The organism is Streptomyces sp. NPDC030296 (genome assembly GCF_055572815.1).
Genome location: NZ_JBVICQ010000004.1, coordinates 167,283 through 188,913 on the forward strand (window position 1 = coordinate 167,283; position 21,631 = coordinate 188,913).

The 21,631-nt window shown below is 72.0% G+C and carries 20 protein-coding genes; 17 read left to right on the forward strand and 3 right to left on the reverse strand.

Annotated elements, in window-relative coordinates:
* Positions 1 to 32 precede the first annotated feature (32 nt).
* The 4 genes from ACZ4Z3_RS12700 to ACZ4Z3_RS12715 all read left to right on the forward strand — a co-directional run bounded on the left by ACZ4Z3_RS12700 (position 33) and on the right by ACZ4Z3_RS12715 (position 5,186).
* Entirely contained in the window at positions 33 to 875 is an 843-nt protein-coding gene (locus tag ACZ4Z3_RS12700) for a nitrilase-related carbon-nitrogen hydrolase (protein WP_055715801.1), read from the forward strand.
* A gap of 164 nt (positions 876 to 1,039) precedes the next feature.
* Entirely contained in the window at positions 1,040 to 2,443 is a 1,404-nt protein-coding gene (gene hydA, locus ACZ4Z3_RS12705) for a dihydropyrimidinase (protein ID WP_468500969.1), read from the forward strand.
* A gap of 11 nt (positions 2,444 to 2,454) precedes the next feature.
* The gene (locus tag ACZ4Z3_RS12710) at positions 2,455 to 3,474 is read left to right on the forward strand and encodes a TIGR03842 family LLM class F420-dependent oxidoreductase (protein WP_468500970.1); all 1,020 of its coding nucleotides are present in this window, start codon (positions 2,455 to 2,457) and stop codon (positions 3,472 to 3,474) included.
* Between the two features lie 158 nt (positions 3,475 to 3,632).
* The gene (locus ACZ4Z3_RS12715; RefSeq protein WP_468500971.1) at positions 3,633 to 5,186 is read left to right on the forward strand and encodes an NCS1 family nucleobase:cation symporter-1; all 1,554 of its coding nucleotides are present in this window, start codon (positions 3,633 to 3,635) and stop codon (positions 5,184 to 5,186) included.
* A 54-nt stretch (positions 5,187 to 5,240) separates the two neighbouring features.
* Here the strand turns inward: ACZ4Z3_RS12715 and ACZ4Z3_RS12720 are convergent, their stop codons facing one another.
* Positions 5,241 to 5,912 carry a hypothetical protein gene (locus ACZ4Z3_RS12720; RefSeq protein ID WP_468500972.1) on the reverse strand — a complete coding sequence of 224 codons (672 nt, stop codon included), beginning with the start codon at positions 5,910 to 5,912 and terminating at the stop codon, positions 5,241 to 5,243.
* A gap of 191 nt (positions 5,913 to 6,103) precedes the next feature.
* Here ACZ4Z3_RS12720 and ACZ4Z3_RS12725 point away from each other — a divergent pair, with 191 nt between their 5' ends.
* The 4 genes from ACZ4Z3_RS12725 (at position 6,104) to ACZ4Z3_RS12740 (ending at position 10,569) form a co-directional block, all read left to right on the forward strand.
* A complete protein-coding gene (locus ACZ4Z3_RS12725; RefSeq protein ID WP_468500973.1) occupies positions 6,104 to 6,793 on the forward strand; it encodes a DUF4232 domain-containing protein in 690 nt (229 codons plus the stop codon).
* Between the two features lie 40 nt (positions 6,794 to 6,833).
* On the forward strand, positions 6,834 to 7,661 hold the full coding sequence (locus ACZ4Z3_RS12730; protein ID WP_468500974.1) for a class I SAM-dependent methyltransferase: 828 nt from the start codon (positions 6,834 to 6,836) through the stop codon (positions 7,659 to 7,661).
* A 97-nt stretch (positions 7,662 to 7,758) separates the two neighbouring features.
* Positions 7,759 to 9,618: a gamma-glutamyltransferase family protein gene (locus ACZ4Z3_RS12735; RefSeq protein WP_468500975.1), complete on the forward strand. Its 1,860-nt coding sequence runs from the start codon at positions 7,759 to 7,761 to the stop codon at positions 9,616 to 9,618.
* Positions 9,619 to 9,723: 105 nt separating this feature from the next.
* Positions 9,724 to 10,569, forward strand: a complete 846-nt coding sequence (locus ACZ4Z3_RS12740; protein WP_468500976.1) for an inositol monophosphatase family protein — start codon at positions 9,724 to 9,726, stop codon at positions 10,567 to 10,569.
* On the opposite strand, the gene ACZ4Z3_RS12745 is transcribed toward ACZ4Z3_RS12740, so the two are convergent.
* Positions 10,505 to 11,170, reverse strand: a complete 666-nt coding sequence (locus ACZ4Z3_RS12745; RefSeq protein WP_468500977.1) for a hypothetical protein — start codon at positions 11,168 to 11,170, stop codon at positions 10,505 to 10,507. The two genes, ACZ4Z3_RS12740 and ACZ4Z3_RS12745, sit on opposite strands and share 65 nt — an antisense overlap.
* A 131-nt stretch (positions 11,171 to 11,301) precedes the next feature.
* Between ACZ4Z3_RS12745 and ACZ4Z3_RS12750 the strand changes: the two genes are divergently transcribed.
* The 9 genes from ACZ4Z3_RS12750 to ACZ4Z3_RS12790 all read left to right on the forward strand — a co-directional run bounded on the left by ACZ4Z3_RS12750 (position 11,302) and on the right by ACZ4Z3_RS12790 (position 21,070).
* The gene (locus tag ACZ4Z3_RS12750) at positions 11,302 to 12,714 is read left to right on the forward strand and encodes a phytoene desaturase family protein (protein WP_468501423.1); all 1,413 of its coding nucleotides are present in this window, start codon (positions 11,302 to 11,304) and stop codon (positions 12,712 to 12,714) included.
* A 113-nt stretch (positions 12,715 to 12,827) separates the two neighbouring features.
* A complete protein-coding gene (locus ACZ4Z3_RS12755) occupies positions 12,828 to 13,862 on the forward strand; it encodes an SCO3242 family prenyltransferase (protein ID WP_468500978.1) in 1,035 nt (344 codons plus the stop codon).
* Between the two features lie 45 nt (positions 13,863 to 13,907).
* The gene (locus ACZ4Z3_RS12760) at positions 13,908 to 14,756 is read left to right on the forward strand and encodes a sugar phosphate isomerase/epimerase family protein (protein ID WP_468500979.1); all 849 of its coding nucleotides are present in this window, start codon (positions 13,908 to 13,910) and stop codon (positions 14,754 to 14,756) included.
* A 152-nt stretch (positions 14,757 to 14,908) separates the two neighbouring features.
* Positions 14,909 to 15,661, forward strand: coding sequence for an EboA domain-containing protein (locus tag ACZ4Z3_RS12765; RefSeq protein ID WP_468500980.1), 753 nt, complete (start codon positions 14,909 to 14,911; stop codon positions 15,659 to 15,661).
* Positions 15,662 to 15,720: 59 nt separating this feature from the next.
* On the forward strand, positions 15,721 to 16,575 hold the full coding sequence (locus ACZ4Z3_RS12770) for a TatD family hydrolase (protein ID WP_468500981.1): 855 nt from the start codon (positions 15,721 to 15,723) through the stop codon (positions 16,573 to 16,575).
* 10 nt (positions 16,576 to 16,585) lie between these two features.
* On the forward strand, positions 16,586 to 17,749 hold the full coding sequence (eboE, locus tag ACZ4Z3_RS12775) for a metabolite traffic protein EboE (RefSeq protein WP_468500982.1): 1,164 nt from the start codon (positions 16,586 to 16,588) through the stop codon (positions 17,747 to 17,749).
* 203 nt (positions 17,750 to 17,952) lie between these two features.
* The gene (locus tag ACZ4Z3_RS12780; protein WP_468501424.1) at positions 17,953 to 19,302 is read left to right on the forward strand and encodes a nucleotide pyrophosphatase/phosphodiesterase family protein; all 1,350 of its coding nucleotides are present in this window, start codon (positions 17,953 to 17,955) and stop codon (positions 19,300 to 19,302) included.
* 15 nt (positions 19,303 to 19,317) lie between these two features.
* Positions 19,318 to 20,502, forward strand: coding sequence for a cytochrome P450 (locus ACZ4Z3_RS12785; protein WP_468500983.1), 1,185 nt, complete (start codon positions 19,318 to 19,320; stop codon positions 20,500 to 20,502).
* A gap of 58 nt (positions 20,503 to 20,560) precedes the next feature.
* Positions 20,561 to 21,070: an O-acetyl-ADP-ribose deacetylase gene (locus tag ACZ4Z3_RS12790; protein WP_468500984.1), complete on the forward strand. Its 510-nt coding sequence runs from the start codon at positions 20,561 to 20,563 to the stop codon at positions 21,068 to 21,070.
* Between the two features lie 137 nt (positions 21,071 to 21,207).
* Here the strand turns inward: ACZ4Z3_RS12790 and ACZ4Z3_RS12795 are convergent, their stop codons facing one another.
* Positions 21,208 to 21,579 (reverse strand): ArsR/SmtB family transcription factor, encoded by a 372-nt coding sequence (locus ACZ4Z3_RS12795; protein WP_055523282.1) that lies wholly within the window; start codon positions 21,577 to 21,579, stop codon positions 21,208 to 21,210.
* Positions 21,580 to 21,631: the final 52 nt, after the last annotated feature.

Sequence of the window (21,631 nt, forward strand, 5' to 3'; positions counted from 1 at the left end):
TCTCGCTTCACACCGAGTGACCGGAGGTCCCGATGAGCAGAGTCATCCGCGCAGCCATCTTCCAGACGGCCTGGACCGGCGACAAGGAATCGATGATCCAGGTCCACGAGCAGGCGGCCCGCGACGCGGCGGCACAGGGCGCCCAGGTCATGTGCTTCCAGGAACTGTTCTACGGCCCCTATTTCTGCCAGGTCCAGGACAAGGCGTTCTACGAGTACGCGGAAGCAATCCCCGACGGCCCGATCGTCAAGCGCTTCCAGGCGCTCGCCAAGGAGCTGAACCTCGTCCTGGTGCTGCCGATGTACGAGGAGGAGCAGCCGGGAGTCCTCTACAACACGGCCGCCGTGATCGACGCGGACGGCAAGTACCTCGGCAAGTACCGCAAGCACCACATCCCGCAGGTGCCCGGCTTCTGGGAGAAGTTCTACTTCCGCCCCGGCAACGCCGGCTGGCCCGTCTTCGACACGGCGGTCGGGAAGATCGGCGTCTACATCTGCTACGACCGTCACTTCCCGGAGGGCTGGCGGGCGTTGGGCCTCGGCGGAGCGGAGATCGTCTTCAACCCGTCGGCGACCTCGCGCGGTCTGTCCCGCTACCTCTGGCAGCTGGAGCAGCCGGCGTCGGCCGTCGCCAACGAGTACTTCATCGGCGCGATCAACCGGGTCGGCGTCGAGGACCTCGGCGACAACGACTTCTACGGCACGTCCTACTTCGTCGACCCGGAGGCCCAGTTCGTCGGCGAGGTGGCGAGCGACAAGGAGACGGAACTGGTCGTCCGCGACCTCGACCTCGCCAAGCTCCGCGAGGTACGCGACCGCTGGCAGTTCTTCCGCGACCGCCGCCCGGACGCGTACGGCCCGCTGACGGCGCCGTAGCACGCCTCCCCGCGACCCCGATCGTCGAAGGGTCGCGGGGCAGTGCCTGACATGCGGCTTCCGCCGCGATGGGGGCCCCTCCCGCTCGAGCGGAGTCGAGAGTGGGGGAGCGACCCGCCACGAACGACCGGCACTTTCCCGACAACCGAACGGAGCGTGACCGAATGAGCGGCCGTACTCTGATCCGCGGCGGTCTCGTCATCACCGCGTCAGACGAACTGCACGCCGACGTCCTGATCGAAGACGGCCGAGTCGCCGCTCTGGCGGCCGGCGGTACGGCCACCGCGGCGGCCTGGACCGCCGACCGCACCCTCGACGCCACCGGCAAGTACGTCATCCCGGGCGGTGTCGACGCCCACACCCACATGGAGCTGCCCTTCGGCGGCACGTTCGCCTCCGACACCTTCGAGACCGGCACCCGGGCCGCCGCCTGGGGCGGCACCACGACCATCGTCGACTTCGCGGTGCAGAGCGTGGGCCACACCCTCCGCGAGGGCCTCGACGCCTGGCACGCCAAGGCGGAGGGCAACTGCGCCATCGACTACGGCTTCCACATGATCGTCTCCGATGTGAACCAGGAGACGCTCAAGGAGATGGACCTGCTGGTGGAGGAGGGCGTCACCTCCTTCAAGCAGTTCATGGCCTACCCGGGCGTCTTCTACAGCGACGACGGCCAGATCCTGCGCGCCATGCAGCGCTCCGCCGACAACGGCGGCCTGATCATGATGCACGCGGAGAACGGCATCGCCATCGACGTCCTGGTCGAGCAGGCGCTGGCGCGCGGCGAGACCGACCCCCGCTACCACGGCGAGGTCCGCAAGGCGCTCCTCGAAGCGGAGGCCACCCACCGGGCCATCAAGCTCGCCCAGGTCGCCGGGGCGCCCCTGTACGTCGTGCACGTCTCGGCGATGGAGGCGGTCGCCGAGCTGGCCAGGGCACGCGACGAAGGGCTCAACGTCTTCGGCGAGACCTGCCCGCAGTATCTGTTCCTGTCCACCGACAACCTCGCGGAGCCGGACTTCGAGGGCGCCAAGTACGTGTGCTCCACCCCGCTGAGGCCCAGGGAGCACCAGGCCAAGCTGTGGCAGGGTCTGCGCACCAACGACCTCCAGGTCGTCTCCACCGACCACTGCCCGTTCTGCTTCGTCGGGCAGAAGGAACTCGGCCGCGGTGACTTCTCCAAGATCCCCAACGGTCTGCCGGGCGTCGAGAACCGGATGGACCTGCTGCACCAGGCCGTTGTCGACGGGCACATCTCGCGCCGCCGCTGGATCGAGATCGCCTGCGCGACCCCGGCCCGCATGTTCGGCATGTACCCCAAGAAGGGCACGATCGCGCCTGGAGCCGACGCGGACATCGTCATCTACGACCCGCACGCAGAGCAGGTCATGTCCGCCGAGACCCACCACATGAACGTCGACTACTCGGCGTACGAGGGCAAGCGCACCACCGGCCGGGTCGAGACGGTCCTCTCGCGCGGCGAACTCGTCATCAGCGAGCGGGAGTACACCGGTCACGCCGGGCACGGCGTCTACACCCCCCGCTCCACCTGTCAGTACCTCAACTAGGAGCGGAGCAGATGGACTTCGGACTCGTCCTGCAGACCGACCCGCCGGCCTCGCGTGTCATCGAGCTGATGAAGCGCGCCGAGGACAACGGCTTCACCTACGGCTGGACCTTCGACTCCGCCGTGCTGTGGCAGGAGCCGTTCGTCATCTACAGCCAGATCCTGTCGAACACCACGAGACTGAAGGTCGGCCCGATGGTCACCAACCCGGGCACGCGCACCTGGGAGGTGACCGCCTCGACCTTCGCCACGCTGAACGACATGTTCGGCAACCGCACCGTCTGCGGCATCGGCCGCGGCGACTCCGCGATGCGCGTCGCGGGCCGCAAGCCCAACACGCTGGCCCGGATCAGCGAAGCCATGAAGGTCATCCGTTCGCTGGGCAGCGGGGGAGAGGCCGACCTCGGCGGCACCGTGATCCGCTTCCCCTGGATCAAGGAGGACGCCGAACTCCCGGTCTGGATGGCCGCGTACGGCCCCAAGGCCCTGAAGATGACGGGGGAGGAGGCCGACGGCTTCATCCTCCAGCTCTCCGACCTGTACCTCACCGAGTACATGGTCAAGGCGGTCAAGGACGCGGCCGTCGCCGTCGGGCGCGACCCGTCCGAGGTGAGGATCTGCGTGGCCGCCCCCGCGTACATCACCGAGGACGACTCGCCGGAGGCGCTCGCCCACGCCCGTGAGCAGTGCCGCTGGTTCGGCGGCATGGTCGGCAACCACGTCGCCGACCTGGTCTCCAAGTACGGCGAGCACTCCGCGGCCGTACCGGAGGAGCTCACGGACTACATCAAGGCCCGCGAGGGGTACGACTACTCCCACCACGGACGGGCCGACAACCCCGACACGGCGTTCGTCCCCGACGAGATCGTCGACCGGTTCTGCGTCATCGGCACCCCCGAGATGCACATCGCGAAGCTGAACGCGCTGCGGGACCTGGGCGTCGACCAGTTCGCCGTGTACGACATGCACGACGCGCAGGAGCGGGTGATCGACGTGTACGGCTCCACGGTCATCCCCGCCATCACCGGCTGACCAGGGGATTCCCTCCCGGGTCGGCTCCTGCCACAATCCGGAACGCTCCCCTCCATCACGACCCCCCACACCTTGACTCCCTCCCCGCTCCCCCGGGGAGGGGCCCAAGGCCCCGCACGGCCTTTCTCTCCCGTCCCGCCTCCTTGATTGGCCTGCCCATGACCGAAACAGTCCCCCCGGGGTCGCCGATGGCCCAGTCCGTCGACTCGTCCGGCCGGATCGAACTGGCCCCAGGGGCCTTCCCCGCCGACAGTCCCTTCGCCAACGAGGACCTGCGTCCCGTACCCGTCTCCGCACGCAAGTGGACGACGTACAACTTCGCCGCGCTGTGGATCTCCATGGCCCACTGCATCCCCAGCTGGACCCTGGCCTCCGGCCTGGTCGCCCTCGGCATGGACTGGAAGCAGGCCGTCTTCACCATCGCCCTGGCCAACGTCATCGTGCTGCTGCCGATGCTGGCCACCGGGCACGCCGGACCCAAGTACGGCATCCCGTTCCCGGTGCTCGCCCGCGCCTCGTTCGGTCTGCGCGGGGCGAACATACCGGCCATGATCCGCGCGGCCGTGGCCTGCGGCTGGTTCGGCATCCAGACCTGGATCGGCGGCAGCGGCATCTTCGCCCTCGGCTCCAAGCTCACCGGCGGTCAGTGGGAGACCGCCGGGAAGATCGCCGGCAACCCCTGGCCGCTGTGGCTCTGCTTCATCCTCTTCTGGGCGCTCCAGATCGCGATCATCTACCGGGGCATGGACTTCCTGCGGCACTTCGAGAACTGGGCCGCGCCCTTCGTGATCGTCGGCGCCTTCGTGCTGCTGATCTGGATCGCGGTCAAGGCCGACGGGTTCGGCGCGCTGCTGGACCAGCCGTCCAAGCTGGGCTGGGGCGCCGACTTCTGGCCGGTCTTCTTCCCCTCCCTCATGGGCATGATCGGCTTCTGGGCCACCCTCTCGCTGAACATCCCCGACTTCACCCGCTTCGGCGCCAGCCAGAAGGCGCAGACCTGGGGCCAGTCCCTCGGTCTGCCCACGACGATGACGCTCTTCGCGATCCTCGCCGTCCTCGTCACCTCCGGCTCCGAGGCCGTCTACGGCGAGGCCATCTGGGACCCGGTCACCCTCGCCGCCAAGGCCGACAACACCTTCGGTCTGCTCTTCGCCCTGATCACCGTGCTGATCGCGACCATCTCCGTGAACATCGCGGCGAACGTGGTCTCGCCGGCGTACGACCTCGCGAACCTCGCGCCGAAGCTCATCAACTTCCGCACGGGCGCCCTGATCACCGGCGTCCTCGGCATCCTGATCTTCCCGTGGAAGCTCATCTCCACGCCCGAGTTCTACATCTTCACGTGGCTCGGCGTGGTCGGCGGACTGCTCGGCACGGTCGCGGGCATCCTCATCGCCGACTACTGGATCATCCGCCGCACGGTCCTGCACCTCGCGGACCTGTACACGGCGGGCGGCCGCTACTGGTACTCGGCCGGCTGGAACTGGCGGGCCATCGCCGCGTTCCTGGTGGGCGGCGTCCTCGCGGTCGGCGGCTCCTACTCGACCGTGAACGCGGAGGGGGTCTCCTCGGGGCCGTTCCCGCAGGACGGCCTCATCCCGTTCCTCAAGCCGCTCGCCGACTACGGCTGGGCGGTGGGCCTCGCCGTCTCGACGCTGGTGTACGTGGCGCTGATGGCGGGGGAGCGGGAGAAGGCGAGGGCGACCGTCTGAGCCTGAGCCGACGGTCCTGACCGTGGTGGCGGTGGCCGTGCCGGCGGCGTGCCCCTACTGGGCGCCCTCCAGCACGGCCACCGCCTCCTTCGCCGCCTTGATGGCCCCCTTGTTGATCTCGTCGGTGCCGGGGGCCTTCTGCGACTCGAAGTCGCTGCCGTTGTAGGTGACGACCACCAGGGCGTTGGCCACGCGCGCGTACACCACACCCTCGCGGGTCTGCTGCTTGTCCTCGGTGGTGAGGTTCACGACGGAGTAGGCCGCGTCACCGAGACCGGGCACCGCGCCGCCGCCGCTCTTCTGTGATATCCGCTCCTTGTAGGTGGTTTCGGCCTTCGCGTCCGTTTGGTGAATCTCGTACGAGATGTCCAGCCAGCGGTAGTCGTAGCCCTTGAGGGCGTTCCAGGAGCAGGTGCGGCGCACGGACTCGTCGGTCGACGCTATTTCCTTGCCGGCCGTCTTGGCGCCCGGAACAAGGGATTTGACCGATTTCGCCGCGATGGCCCCGCAGGGTGAGGGGGCCTTCGCATATGTCTTGGTCGCGGCGGACGTGGCCGGCGCGGACTCGGAGGTGGAGATGGGCCCGGACGCGGTCTCCTGCGCGGACTCCTTCCCCGCCGGGCTCGTGTCCGACGAACCGGACGACAACGCCCAGCCTGCCGTGGCGAGTACGGCGACCGGAAGCAGACGCACGGTGAGGGCGAGCGGCAGAGGGAGATCACGCACAGCGCACTTCTCGGGGTCGTGGCGGCGGTACCGCCGGTCGGTGGGGTACGTCAGTGTCACACGACTGCCTGTGGGGCGGAAAGTGCGACCTCGCTCTGTGTATACGTGGTGACCGGCCCTCACCGTTCAGTCGTGACAGCGACTTTCCGGAGTCCCGCCTTCCGCCGGGAGCGCGTGTCAGGATCGGATCCATGATCCCGACACCCCGCCGCACCGCCTCCCGTGTGTTCCTGGCCGCCGCGCTGGTCCTGGCCGTCGGCGGCTGCGGACTCGGGGCGGAGATCGACCGCGAGGTGAACCCCGACCGCGACCTCCCCTCGACATCGGTCTCGTCCGCGGGAACCGAACGACCGGGAGGCGTGCACGCCGACGAACTGCCCGAGGGAGTGCCCTCGGGCCTGGACGCGCGGCCCACGCAGGCACCCTCGGCCGATCCCACGGACGCCTGCCCGTCCTCCGGGGCGCGGATGCTGCCGGGTCTCGTGGAGGCCGCGACGGGACTGCGCGCGATGACGGTGACGCTCACCAACTGCGGCACGAAGCCGTACACCGTGAACGGCTATCCCTCGGTCCAGGTGCTCGACGAGGATCGCGAACCCGTCGACGTGCGCGTCCTGCGCGGCCCGCGGCAGATCACCACGGGTGTGCCCGACCCGGGCCCGCACGAGGTGACGTTGCAGCCGGGCGAGTCCGCGACCACCTCGCTGGTCTGGCGCAACACCGTCACCGAGGCGGACGCCCCCGCCGTCAACGCCCCCTACCTGCGCGTCGCCACGGCGAAGGGCCGCCCCGCACAGGTACTCGCCCCCGACGGCGGCCTGGACCTGGGCACCACCGGCCGCCTCGGCACCGGTGCCTGGACCAAGGCGCGGGGCTCTTAACCGGTTGCACCGCGTTCGCGGCGATCAGCACCCTTGACGCATGACCCGGTTACCTTCCCCAGCGTCCGGAACCCCTTCCCTGCGCGAGGAGATCCTCGCCTACTACGAGCGGGGCGGCGAGAACACCCGCCTCACCGAAGGCGCCGGACGACTGGAGTTCTGGCGCACCCAGGAGCTGCTCCGGCGGTTCCTGCCGGATGCCCCCGCGCGCGTGCTCGACGTCGGCGGCGGCACGGGCGTCCACGCGGCGTGGCTCGCGGGGGACGGACACGAGGTCGAGGTCGTCGACCCCGTACCGATGCACGTCGAACGGTCGGGCCTGCTGCCCGGTGTCACCGCCCGGCTCGGGGACGCCCGCACACTGCCCGCCGAGGACGCCGCGTACGACGTCGTCCTCCTCCTCGGGCCGCTCTACCATCTGCCCGAACGCCCGGAGCGGGTGCGGGCGCTGGTGGAGGCCCGTCGTGCCGTCCGGCCCGGTGGTGTGGTGGTCGCGGCCACGATCAACCGGTACGCGGGCCTCAACGACACGCTCCGGCAGGGGAACTACTTCCTCCCGGAGCGGCGTGCGCGCACCGACGCCGTCTTGACGGACGGGCGCCACATGCCCTCGGCGGACGACCCCGCCTTCACCACCGCCTACTTCGCCGACCCCGCCGAGGTGCCGGGCGAGTTCGACGCGGCAGGGCTGGTCTGTGAGGGCCAGTACGGCGTGGAGGGCGTCGCCTGGCTGATGGGCGACGTGGACGAGTGGCTCGACGACCCCGAGCGGCGGGAGGCCGTTCTGGCGGCGACCCGGTGTATCGAGTCGGAGCCGTCGCTGCTGGGTACGAGCGGGCATGTGCTGACCGTGGGGCGGCGCCAGTGAGGCGGGCTGTGGGCGGCCCGTGTCACCGCGGGGCCGAGGGCGACTGAGGGCGCTGCGTACGATCGGCGGACGATCGTCGCGCTTGAGGAGTCCGCCCGTGTTCACCACTCGACCGACGCTCCAGGGGACCTTCGGCATGGTGTCCTCCACGCACTGGCTCGCGTCGCAGTCCGCGATGGCCGTCCTGGAGGACGGCGGCAACGCCTACGACGCGGCCGTCGCCGCCGGGTTCGTGCTGCACGTCGTCGAGCCGCACCTCAACGGGCCCGCCGGGGAGGTCCCCCTCGTTCTGGCGACGGCGGACGGCGAGGTCCGGGTCCTGTGCGGACAGGGCGTGGCGCCGGCCGGGGCGACGATCGAGCACTATCGGGGACTCGGACTGGACCTCGTCCCCGGCACGGGCCCCCTGGCCGCAGCCGTGCCCGGCGCGTTCGACGCGTGGATGCTCCTGCTGCGCGACTACGGCACCAAGGACCTCGCCGACGTCCTGAAGTACGCCATCGGGTACGCGGAGGACGGGCACGCGCCCGTGGAGAACGTCGGCGCGACCGTCGAGTCGGTGCGCGACCTCTTCGAGCAGGAGTGGGTGTCGTCGGCGGAGGTCTACCTGCCCGGCGGCCGGGCGCCCCGCCCCGGCGAACTGTTCCGCAACCCCGCCCTGGCCGCGACCTGGCGGCGGCTGCTCGCCGAGGTCGAGGGAGCGGGCGACCGCGAGGCCCGCATCGAGGCGGCACGGGAGGTGTGGCGCTCGGGCTTCATCGCCGAGGCCCTGGTACGGCAGGCCGGGCGACCCACCCTGGACACCAGCGGCGAACGGCACACCGGCACCCTCACCGCGGCCGACCTCGCCTCCTGGTCCGCTTCCTACGAGTCCCCGGCGACCTACGACTGGAACGGCTGGACCCTGTGCAAGGCCCGGCCCTGGAGCCAGGGCCCGGTTTTCCTCCAGCAACTCGCGCTGCTGCCGGACGAACTGCCCGCGTACGGGTCGGCCGACTACGTGCACCTGCTGATCGAGGGCTGCAAGCTCGCCATGGCGGACCGCGAGGCCTGGTACGGCGACGCGGCCCCGGTGCCGTTGACCGAGCTGCTGTCCGACGCTTACAACGCCGAGCGGCGGACCCTCATCGGCGACACGGCCTCGTACGACCTGCGGCCCGGCAGCCCCGGGGGACGCACCCCCCGCCTGAGCGCCCACGCGCGCGTGGTGGCCACCGACCAACCCGGCTTCAACCCCATGGGGGCCGGGGAGCCCACGGTCGGCGGCGCCCGCGCCATCGGCGAACCCACGGTCGCCAAGAGCCCCCGTTCCCCGGTGCCGGGGGAGCCCGAGGTCGGGGCGGACGGGAGCACGCGGGGCGACACCTGCCATCTGGACGTCGTCGACCGCTGGGGCAACATGGTCGCGGCCACGCCCAGCGGGGGCTGGCTCCAGTCCAACCCCGTCGTGCCCGAGCTGGGTTTCCCGCTCGGCACCCGGTTGCAGATGACCTGGCTGGACGAGGGGCTGCCGAACTCGCTCACCCCCGGCCGCCGGCCCCGCACCACGCTCACCCCCTCACTCGCGCTGCGCGACGGGGTGCCCGTGATGGCGTTCGGCACGCCCGGCGGAGACCAGCAGGACCAGTGGCAGCTCCACTTCTTCCTCGGCGTCGCCCTGCGCCCACCGGCCCGGGGCGGCCTCGACCTCCAGGGCGCCATCGACGCCCCGAACTGGCACAACGACGCTTTCCCCGGCTCCTTCTTCCCGCGCGGCATGCGCCCCGGCAGCGTCACCGTCGAGTCCCGCATGCCCGCGGAGGTCGTCGCGGAGCTCCGCCGCCGCGGCCATGACCTCACCGTCGGCGAACCGTGGTCCGAGGGCCGCCTCTGCGCGGTCGCGCGCGACCCCGCGACCGGCGTGCTCTCGGCGGCGGCCAACCCGCGGGGCATGCAGGGGTACGCGGTCGGACGCTGAGCGGGAGCCGCCGCCCGGCCGCGGCGGACCCGCTGTTCATGGTGATTCCATGCGGAGTGCACCCTTCCGGTGGGGATTGTCAGTGGTGCGTGCTGTGATGGAGGCATGATCGAAGACAGCGAAACCATCGACGAGTTTCTCGCCCGGCGCGCCTCCGACGTCGAAGAAGCCATCCGCAAGGCGGCGGCCGCCGAGATCATGCCGCGCTGGCGGCAGCTCGCCGAGCACGAGGTCGACCAGAAGAACGGCCCCCACGACCTCGTCACCGACGCCGACCGCAAGGCCGAGCTGTATCTGACCGAGGCGCTGCCCGCGCTGCTGCCCGGCTCCGTCGTCGTCGGCGAGGAGGCGGTCCACGCCAACCCCGCGTCCTACGAGGCGATCCGCGGCGACGCGCCGGTCTGGATCGTCGACCCGGTCGACGGCACCCGGCAGTTCGTGCACGGGGAGCCCGGCTTCTGCACGCTCGTGGCCCTCGCCCTGGACGGCGTGGTGCGCGCCTCCTGGACGTACGCGCCCGCGCTCGACCGGCTCGCCGTGGCGATACGGGGCCGGGGTGCCACGCTGGACGGCGAGCCGCTGCACGCCGGTTCCCCCGAGCCCGGCCGCGACCTCGACGTGGCCACCTCCCACCCGGACTACACCACGGAGGAGCAGAAGGCGGCGCTGCTCGGCCTGTGGACGGAGGGCGTCGCCCCACGCCCGTGCGGGTCGGCGGGGCTGGAGTATCTCGCCATCGCCCGAGGGCGGCTGGACGCGGTCGCGTTCTCCTGGGAGGCGGCCTGGGACCACGCGGCAGGCCTCCTCCTCGTCGAGGAGTCCGGCGGAGCCCATCTGACCCTCGCGGACGAGCCCTTCCGGATAACCGGCGGCAACACCCTGCCGTTCACGGCGGCGCGGGACGCGGCCACGGCTCGCCGGGTGCGGGGGTTGCTGTCGGCCGGAGCCTGAGCTGCAGTCCCGGGCAGGTGCCTGGTTCCAGGTAGAAGCGGATGGTGACCACCTCGAACTCGGTCACGGTGCCCACCGCAGGCCAGTCCTGGGCCTCCCTGGGGAGGTGGAGCACATCCACGAAGGCTCCCACGGGCCGCCCGATGTCCACGACCATGCCGGTCAGCCCCGGCCCCCAGGGCAGCGCGGACACCGTGCCCATGAGCCGGGCGCCCTCGGGGAGCGGCCCCGTGTCGTAACGGCTGAAGTGCCGGTCCCGCAGAGCCACCCTCCACGCCTGTTCGAACGCCTTCTCCGTGACGGGCACCGCCTCCGGCGGCTCCTCGACGGGCCCCTCGTCGAGGACGCCGTACACGGCCTCGTAGAGCTGACCGGCGAGCGGACCGTGTTCCTCGCGTGTCGCGGTCAGGTACGCCCGCGAGGCGGCGACCGACGCGGCGCCGGACGTCTCGTCCGGGCGTTTCGTGAGCCGTCCGGGCAGCGGGGGCAGCTCCCGCCGGCCGTCGAAGGTCGCCTGCCGCAGTACCCGCCCGTCTTCCCCCACCTCGAACCAGTGCCGGAGCTCCTGCTCGGGGTCGGTGCGGCGGAACCGGCGCGTCATGCGGCGCAGCCTACCCATGCCGTGGCTGTCGGTGGCCGGGCATATCCTGAGCGCAGGTTCGCCGCCGGGCGGAAACCCGTTCGCGGCGCTCGATGACCATCGACTGACGAAGGGGTCCGAACGTGCCGGCGATGCTCGACGCGGTGGTGGTGGGGGCGGGGCCGAACGGCCTGACGGCTGCCGTGGAGCTGGCCCGCCGCGGCTTCTCCGTGGCGGTCTTCGAGGTCAAGGACACGGTCGGCGGCGGTGCCCGCACCGCGGAGCTGACCCTGCCCGGCTTCCGGCACGACCCCTGTTCGGCGGCCCACCCCCTGGGCGTCAACTCGCCCGCGTTCAAGGGAATGCCGCTCGCCCGCTACGGCCTGGAGTGGCTGCACGCCGAGCTGCCCATGGCGCACCCGTTCCTGGACGGCTCGGCGGCGGTGCTGTCGCGCTCCGTGGGGGAGACGGCCGCCTCGTTCGGGCCGCGGGACGCGGGCGCGTACCGCAGACTGATCGAGCCGTTCCTGCCCAAGTGGGACACCCTGGTGCGGGATTTCATGTCGCTGCCACTGTCGGCGCTGCCCCGCGACCCGGTCACCCTCGCCCGCTTCGGCCTCGCCGGACTGCCCCCCTCCACCTGGCTGATGCGCCGCTTCAAGGACGAGAAGGCCAAGGCGCTGTTCTCCGGGCTGGTCGCGCATGTCATCGCCCCGCTCGGCGGCCTCGCCACCGGCGCCGTGGGCCTGGTCTTCGCACTGGCCGCGCACGCCGCCGGCTGGCCCGTCGCCCGCGGCGGCTCCCAGGCCGTCTCGGACGCGCTCACCGCCTACCTCGAGGACCTCGGCGGCACCGTCCACACCGACTACGAGGTCAAGCGGCTCGACGATCTGCCGCCCGCGCGCGCCTACGTCTTCGACACCTCGCCCACCGCCCTGGCCCGGATCGCCGGCTTCGGCAGCTTCTACGAGTCGTACCGGTACGGCGCGAGCGTCTTCAAGGTCGACTACGCGCTGGACGGTCCCGTGCCCTGGACCGCCGAGGAGGCGCGCGCCGCGGGCACGGTCCAGGTCGGGGCGAGCAAGGCGGAGATCAGCACCGCCCTGGACGCCGCCGCCCGGCACGGCCACGCCCCCGACCGGCCGTTCCTGATCACCGTGCAGCCCAGCCTCGTGGACCCCACCCGCGCCCCCGAGGGCAAGCACGTCTTCTGGGCGTACGGCCACGTGCCGAACGGCTGGACCGGAGACTTGACCGACGTCGTGGAGCGCCAACTGGAGCGCTTCGCACCCGGGTTCCGCGACCTGGTCCTCGCCCGCGCCACCGCCGGCCCGCCCGAACTCGCCGCGCACAACCCCAACTACGTCGGCGGTGACATCGCCTGCGGCGCCGCCTCCGGCCTGCAGCTGCTGCTCCGTCCCAAGCTCACGTTCCAGCCGTACCGCACCCCGCATCCGGCCGTGTTCATCTGCTCGTCGGCCACCCCGCCCGGCCCCGGAGTGCACGGAATGTCGGGGCACAACGCGGCCAAGGCGGTGTGGCGGAGACTGCGTCAGGAACTCTGACGGTCATTAGCATGCAGATGCGTTCATCGGTAGGCAGTATCAAGTCACGAAATGAAAAAGGTCTTCACGCTTTCTTTGCATGAATGCCCAAGTGGCAGGGGTAAGTTGCCGCCATGAAAGCTCGGAGATGGGATGTCCGCTCCGGCTCGCGGCAAGCCGTGCGCCTCGCGGATCTCTCTCAACTCGTACGTGCGCCAGCCGCGTTGAGCGTGCCGGGTGACATCCTCGCGGGGGCCGCAGCCGCAGGACGCCCGCTCAGCGGACCGACGCTGGGAGCCATGGGATCATCCGTCTGCCTCTACTGGGCCGGCATGGCTCTCAACGACTACGCCGACGCCACGATCGACGCCGTCGAACGCCCCGAGCGGCCCGTCCCCTCGGGCCGCGTCCCCCGCGACACCGCCCTCGCCGTCGCCGGAGCGCTCACCGCCGCCGGCCTGGGGCTCGCCGCCGCGTCGGGCGGCCGCCGCAGCCTGCTGGCGGCGCTGCCGCTGACCGGCGTGATCTGGGCCTACGACCTGAAGCTCAAGTCCACCCCCGCGGGAGCGGCCGCCATGGCCTCGGCCCGGACCCTGGACGTCCTCGCCGGCGCGCTGGCCGCCGCCCGCCCGGGCGGAACCGGCAGGGCACTGCTGCGTGGCGCCGCCCCGGCCGCGCTCGTCGGCGCCCACACGTACACACTGTCCGCCCTCAGCCGCCACGAGATCTCCGGCGCCCCCGCCCGCGTGCCCGCCTCGACCCTCGCCGCCGCCACGACCACCGCCCTCGCGACGGCGCTGCCCGCCGTCCGCACGGTGATCGTCTCCGCACGGGCCGGCACGGCGGCACCGTCCCCGGGGCGCACGGCCGCGTCCGCCGCCCAGCGGTACCTCGGCAGCCATCCCACCACTCGGTCGGCCGTCACCCGGGCCGCCCTCGTCGGCGCCGGAGCCCTCGCCTACCTCGGCACCTACGGCACGGCCCAGATCCGCGCCGTACGGGAGCCGTCGGGCGAGAACGTACGGCGAGCCGTGGGGGCCGGGATCCTCGGGTTCCTGCCACTCCAGACGGCGCTGACAGCGCGCAGCGGCGCCACGGTCGCGGCGGCCGCCCTCGGCGTCGCCCACCCCCTGGCCCGGCGGCTCGCCCGGCGTGTCTCCCCCACCTGAACCACCCCCTCGACCAGCACAGACCTCCGCAGGAGGAATGCCGGCATGACCGTGCCCCCCACCCCCCTCCGATTCGGTTACGGCACCAACGGCTTCACCAACCACCGGTTGGGCGACGTCCTCACCGTCCTCGCCGACCTCGGCTACGACGGTGTCGCCCTCACCCTCGATCACGGACACCTCGACCCGTACGCCCCCGACCTGCCCCGACGAGTCGCCGAGATCGCCCGGGACCTCGACCGGCACGACCTCGACGTGACCCTGGAGACCGGCGCGCCCTACCTCCTCGACCCCTGGGGCAAGCACCAGCCGACCCTGATGTCCGACGCGGCCGAACACCGGATCGACCTGCTGCGGCGCGCCGTACGCATAGCCGCCGACCTGGGCTCGCCCACCGTCCACCTGTGCAGCGGACCCGCACCGCACGACGGACTCCCGGCGGGGGACGCCTGGAAGCGGCTCGCGGCGGGCGTGGAGACCGTCCTGGAGACCGCCGAGGAGTACGGCGTCTCCCTGGCGTTCGAGCCGGAGCCGTACATGTTCGTCGACACCGTCGAGCGATGTCTCGAACTGGCCGAACTCATCGGCGGGCACGACCTGTTCGGGATCACCCTCGATGTGGGGCACGCCCACTGCGTGGAGGAGCGGACCGTCCTGGAGTGCGTGCGGCTCGCCGCGCCGCGCCTGCTCAACGTGCAGATCGAGGACATGCGGCGCGGAGTCCACCAGCACCTCGAATTCGGCGCGGGCGAGATCGACTTCCCGCCCGTGCTCGCCGCCCTGCGGGACCTCGGCCACCGCGGACTGGTCTCCGTGGAGATCCAGGGCGGCTCCCTCGACGCCCCCGACGTGGCCCGCCGCTCCATCGAGTTCCTGCGCTCGGCAGCGGCCTGACCCCCTGAGACAGCTCCTTCCATCTCCCTCCACCTCCTCCGCCTTCCCGTCGCTCTCCCTCCCTCCGCTTCCTCTCGCCTCCCTCCTCTTCCTCCCTCTTCCCTTCCTCTCGTGTTTCGCTCCCTCCACCCCCCACCGGAGGCTGTTCCGCCATGGCGTCCCTCGGCATGCCCGCATCCGTGCCCCCCGATCCCCGGACCGCCCTCTCCCGCCATCCACTCGAACCGGCCGCCCGCTCCTGGCTCGCCCACGCGGAAGCGCGGATCGCCGCGCGGCCCGCCGCCGTGCGGGCCCTGTTCCCCGCAGCCCGCAGACACTGCGGACGCGCCCCGCTGGACGCCCATTGGACCGCCGACGAGGCCGCCCGTGCCGTCCTGCTCACCGCCCTGCCCCTGACCGGCGAACCCCTCGCCGCCGAACTGGCGAGCCTCTTCCGCCACGGCGACCCGGCCGAACAACGGGCCGTCCTACGAGCCCTGCCCCTCCTCGACGCCTCCACCGAGGCCGGCGGCGAGCCCCTCGCCGACCTCGCCCTCCCTCTCGTCCGCGAGGCGCTGCGCGGCAACGAGAGCCATGTCGTCGAAGCCGCCCTCGGACCGTACGGCGCGGCCCGGCTCCCGGACGCCGAGTACCGGCAGGCCGTGCTCAAGTGCGTCTTCCAGGAGATCCCGCTCGACCGGATCGCCGGGCTCGACACCCGTGCGGACGCCGAACTCGCCCGTATGCTCGCCGACTTCGCGCATGAGCGGGTCGCCGCCGGCCGGAACGTCCCGCACGACATCTGGCCCGTCGTCCGGGCCCACCCCGCCCGCGCCGACCTCGTCGAGCGGCTCACCGCCGAGACACGGGCCGCCGCGCCCGAACGCCGCGAGGCCGCCGTACGCGCGCTGAAGGAACTCCAGTAGTCCCACGGGACCCCACCGAAAACGCCCCGCTCCCCGAAGAACCCGAGGAAGACCAGAACGTGCGTATCTTCGACCCCCACATCCACATGACCTCCCGGACCACCGACGACTACGAGGCGATGCACGCGGCCGGGGTCCGCGCGGTCGTCGAGCCGGCCTTCTGGCTCGGCCAGCCCCGCACCTCCCCCGAGAGCTTCTACGACTACTTCGACGCGCTGCTCGGCTGGGAGCCGTACCGGGCCGCCCAGTTCGGCATCCAGCACTTCTGCACCATCGCGCTCAACCCGAAGGAGGCCAACGACCCGCGCTGCCGGCCCGTCCTGGACGAACTGCCCCGCTACCTCGCCAAGGACAGGGTGGTCGCGGTCGGCGAGATCGGCTACGACTCCATGACACCGGAGGAGGACGAGGCACTCGCCCGCCAACTGCAACTCGCCGTGGAACACGGCTTACCGGCGCTCGTGCACACCCCGCACCGCGACAAGGCCACCGGCACCCGCCGCACCCTGGACGTCGTACGGGAGTCGGGTATCGACCCCGAACTCGTCGTCCTCGACCACCTCAACGAGCTGACCGTCGGCATGGTCCTAGACAGCGGCTGCTGGGCCGGGTTCTCGGTCTACCCGAGGACCAAGATGAGCGAGGACCGCATGGTCGCCATCCTCCAGGAGCACGGCACCGACCGCGTCCTCGTCAACTCGGCCGCCGACTGGGGGCGCTCGGACCCGCTCAAGACCCGCAGGACCGCCGACGCGATGCTCGCCGCCGGCTTCGACGACGACACCGTGGACAAGGTCCTCTGGCGCAACCCCGTCGGCTTCTACGGACGGAGCGGCCGACTCGACCTCGACGAGCCCAAGCCCGACGAGGAGTCGAGCTTCCAGGGCAACTCCGTCCGCCGCGGCGGAGAGTGAGCGCCCGGCCATGCGATTCCGGCACCCCGACGGCAGCCCCGTCCACCTCGGCTACTGCAGCAACGTCCACCAGGCGGAGGACCTCGACGGAGTCATCGGCCAGCTCGCCGCGTACGCCGAACCCGTGCGGGAACGCCTCGGCGTCGACCGGCTGGGCATCGGCCTCTGGCTCGCCCGTGACACGGTGACCCGGCTCGTCGACGACGAGGACGAGGTCAAGCGCCTCAAGGGCGAACTCGCCGCCCGCGGGCTGGAGACGGTCACCCTCAACGCCTTCCCCTACGCCGGGTTCCACCGCGAGGTGGTCAAGAAGGACGTCTACCTGCCCGACTGGGCCGACGAGGCCCGGCTGCGGCACACCCTCGACTGCGCCCGCGTGCTCGCCGCGCTCCTCCCCGACGACGTCGCCCGGGGGAGCGTCTCCACCCTGCCGCTGGCCTGGCGCACCCCCTGGCCCCCGGACCGCGCCGAGACCGCCCGCCGTGCCCTGGACCGGCTCGCCGCCGGACTCGCCGCGATCGAGTCCGACACCGGGCGCCGCGTCCGCGTCGGCTTCGAACCGGAGCCCGGCTGCGTCGTGGAGACCACCGCCCAGGCCGTACGGGAGCTGCGCGGACTCGACCCCGAGCGGCTCGGCGTCTGCCTCGACGCCTGCCATCTCGCCGTGCAGTTCGAGGACCCCGTGGCCGCCCTCGCCCGCCTCGCGGACGCCGGGCTCGCGGTCGTCAAGCTCCAGGCGTCCTGCGCCGTCGAGGCCACCGACCCCGCCGATCCCGCCGCCCGCGCGGCCCTGCGGCGCCTCGCGGAGCCACGGTTCCTGCACCAGACCCGTACGGCGTCCGCGCCCGAGGCCCCCGTCCACGCCGTCGACGACCTGCCGGACGCCCTCGACGGCGGCCTGCCCACCAGCACCGGGCCCTGGCGCGTCCACTTCCACGCCCCGCTGCACGCCGACCCCGAGCCGCCGCTGCGCACCACCGCCGACCAGCTGACCGCCGTCCTCGCGGGACTGCTCGGCGGCACCTCCGTCCACTGCGACCACATCGAGGTCGAGACCTACACCTGGTCCGTCCTCCCCGAGCCGCCCGCCGACCTGGCCGGGGGCATCGCCGCCGAACTCGCCTGGGCCCGCGACCGGATGACCGGCCTCGGCCTCAAGGAGGACCACCAGTGAGCACTCCACCGCCGAGCACCCCACCCACGAGCACACCGTCCGCAAGTACACCGGCTGTGAGTACACCGTCCGTGAGGTCTGCGTCAGCGAGCACGCCGGCCGTGAGTATCGCGCCGGCGGGCACGCGGCCTGCGGGTGCACCGCCCGCGCGCCGGCTCGTCGTCCTCGACATCGTCGGCCTCACCCCCAAGCTGCTACGGCACATGCCCGCCGTCGCCGCCCTCGGCGAACGCGGCTTCCGGGCCCGTCTCGACCCCGTCCTGCCCGCCGTGACCTGCACGGTCCAGTCCACTTTCCTCACCGGCGAACCCCCGGCCGGGCACGGCGCGGTGGGCAACGGCTGGTACTTCCGCGACCTCGGCGAGGTCCTGCTGTGGCGGCAGCACAACGCGCTCGTCGGCGGCGAGAAGATCTGGGACACGGCCCGCAGGACCGCCCCCGGCTACAAGGTCGCCAACATCTGCTGGTGGTACGCGATGGGCGCGGACGTCGACCTCACCGTCACCCCCCGCCCCGTCTACTACTCCGACGGCCGCAAGGAACCCGACTGCTACACCTGGCCGCCGTCCCTGCACGACGAACTCGCCGACCGGCTCGGCCCGTTCCCGCTGTTCACCTACTGGGGCCCCAACGCCGGAATGCCCTCCACCCAGTGGATCCTCGGCGCCGCCCGCCAGGTCTTCGACGAACACCGGCCCGACCTCACCCTCGTGTACGTCCCCCAACTCGACTACGAGCCCCAGCGGTCCGGGCCCGACTCGCCCACGACCGCCGAGAGCGCCCGTCGGCTCGACGAGGCGCTGCGCCCGCTGATCGACCACTTCCTGCGCGAGGGCGCCACGGTCGTCGCGCTCAGCGAGTACGGCATCACCCCAGCCTCCCGCCCCGTCGACATCAACCGCGCACTGCGCCGCGCCGGGCTCCTCGACGTGTACACGCAGGACGGCATGGAGTACCTGGACCCGTGGACCTCACGGGCCTTCGCGGTCGCCGACCACCAGATCGCCCACGTCTATGTCCGCGACCCCGCCGGCACCGCCGAGGTAGCCAAGCTCCTCGCCGAACTCGACGGCGTCGACGAGGTGCTGGACGCCGAGGGCAAGAAGGCCCACGGCCTGGACCACGAGCGTTCCGGCGAACTCGTCGCGGTCGCCGACCCCGACGCCTGGTTCACGTACTACTACTGGCTCGACGACGCGCACGCCCCCGACTTCGCCCGCCAGGTCGAGATCCACCGCAAGCCCGGCTACGACCCCGCGGAGCTTCTGTACGACGACAGCGTCCCCGCGGTGAAGCTCCGCGCGATCGGCCAGGTGGCCCGCAAGAAGCTCGGGTTGCGCTACCGCGTCAGCACCGTCCCGCTGGACCCCTCCGGCGTCAGCGGCAGCCACGGCCGACTGCCCGCCGACCCGGACGACGGCCCTGTCCTGCTGTGCTCCGCACCGGACGAGGCACGCGAGGCGTACGCCGCGACCGAGGTCAAGCAACTGCTGCTGACCCTCGCGGGCCTCCCCACGGCCGACGCCCCCCACCCAGACACCGACGCGAACTAGGAACGGCACACCGCGATGACCACGCACCCCCCGCTCCCCACCGCCCGCCCCCTGCTCGACCCCGCCCCCGAGTACGCCAAGTGGCAGGCCGAGGAGCCCATCCGCCGCGTGGCGCTGTGGGGCGACAACAGCCCCTGGGTGATCACCCGGCACGAGCACGCCCGCACGGTGCTCTCCGACGCCCGCTTCAGCTCCGACGGCACCCGTGACGGCTACCCGACCATGCGCCCCCAGCCCACACCGCGCACCCCCGGCCAGATCTTCATGATGGACGGCCCCGACCACAACCGACTGCGGCGCATGCTCATCAGCGACTTCACCCATCGCCGGGTCGAAGCGCTGCACCCCTCCGTCACCCGGCACGTCGGGAACCTGATCGACACCATGACGGCCGACGGGGCCACCGAGGCGGACCTCGTCGAGGCGTACGCCCTGCCGCTGCCGTCGCTGGTGATCTGCGAACTGCTCGGCGTGCCCTACGAGGACCACGCGTTCTTCCAGCACCAGGCCCGGACCTTCCTCACCATCGCCACCAGCCCCCAGGAGGCGATGGCCGCCCGCGCCCGTCTGTACGACTACCTCGGTGAACTGCTCGCCCGACGGACCGAGGAACCCGCCGACGACCTGCTCTCCCGGCTCGCGACGGAACGGGTGGCCACCGGCCAGGCCACGGTCGAGGAGGCCGTCGGCGTCTCGTTCGTGCTGCTCCTCGGGGGCCACGAGACCACCGCGAACATGATCGCCCTGTCGACCGTGGCCCTGCTGCGCGACCCGGCGCAGCTCGCCGCGCTGCGCGCCGACCCCGCGCTGTGGCCGGGCGCGGTGGACGAACTGCTGCGGTACCTGACGGTGGTGCACTCGGGCATGCGCAGGGTCGCCACCGAGGACGTGGAGGTGGGCGGCGTGCTCATCCGCGCCGGCGAGGGCGTCATCGTGCCCCTCCAGGCGGCCAACCGCGACCCGGACGTCTACCCCGACCCGGACCGGCTGGACGTCACCCGGGACGCGTCCCGGCACCTCGCGTTCGGGCACGGGGCCCACCACTGCGTCGGCGAGTCCCTCGCCCGCGCCGAACTGGGCATCGCCCTGCCCGCCCTCTTCGACCGGCTGCCCGGCCTGCGCCTGACCGCCGACCCCGAGGACTTCGCGCAGCCGCTGAGCCCGGTGCACGGGGTGCGGTCACTGCCGGTCGCCTGGTGACCGACGGATGGCCCGGCGACCGGGTGGAGGGCTGACGACTGCTGCTATAGAGGTGGTCATGACCACCATCACCCTCGTCCAGGGGGACATCACCCAGCAGTCCGTCGACGCCATCGTGAACGCCGCGAACTCCTCCCTCCTCGGTGGGGGAGGAGTGGACGGCGCGATCCACCGGCGCGGCGGCCCCGCCATCCTGGAGGACTGCCGCAGGCTCCGCGCCTCGCACTACGGCAGGGGCCTGCCGACGGGGCAGGCGGTGGCCACCACGGCCGGAGCGCTGGACGCCCGATGGGTCATCCACACGGTGGGCCCGGTCCACAGCCAAAGCCTGGACCGGTCCGCCCTCCTCGCCTCCTGCTACCGCGAATCCCTCCGAGTGGCCGACGAGTTGGGCGCCCGCACGGTCGCCTTCCCCGCCGTCTCCGCCGGCATCTACGGCTGGCCCATGGACGACGCCGCCCGCATCGCCGTCGAGACGGTCCGCTCCACCGAAACGGCGGTGGAGGAGGTCAGGTTCGTCCTGTTCGACGACCGAGCGTACGAGGCGTTCGCGTCCCAGGTCGGCTGACGGGGCCCGCCCCGCGCCCGCTCGCCTCCTGCCCGCGCCGCCGCCTCGACGCGGCGGTCCCGGACGGTGGAACGGGCGAGGGGCCCCTAAAGTCGTTGCCGTGTGCGCCCTCCGGCCCGTCCGCCGCGCCCGGCCGCTCAGTCCCCCTCGGGCGCGTCGCTGATCCCCAGCCGCAGGTGCTCCACGTGGTACACGGCCTGGTCCAGCAGCTCGGCGACATGATGGTCGTGCAGCGCGTACACCACCGAACGGCCCCGGCGCTCGCCCACCACGAGCCCCAGGTTCCGCAGCAGGCGCAGCTGGTGGGAGCACGCGGACTGTTCCATGCCGACCTCGGCGGCCAACTCGGTCGCCGGGAGCGGGCCTTCGCGCAGCCGGGCCAGGATCAGCAGCCGGGAGGGCGTGGACAGGGCCTGGAGGGTGGTGGCCACCTTCGCGACGTTGCCCGCGTCCAGACGTACGCGGGGGGTGGCGTCCTGCGCGGTGGCGGTTACGGCTCCATGACCCATGGCGAGTATCTTACTCACCGCACATGAAGGCATGAATGAGTCTTCATGTGTT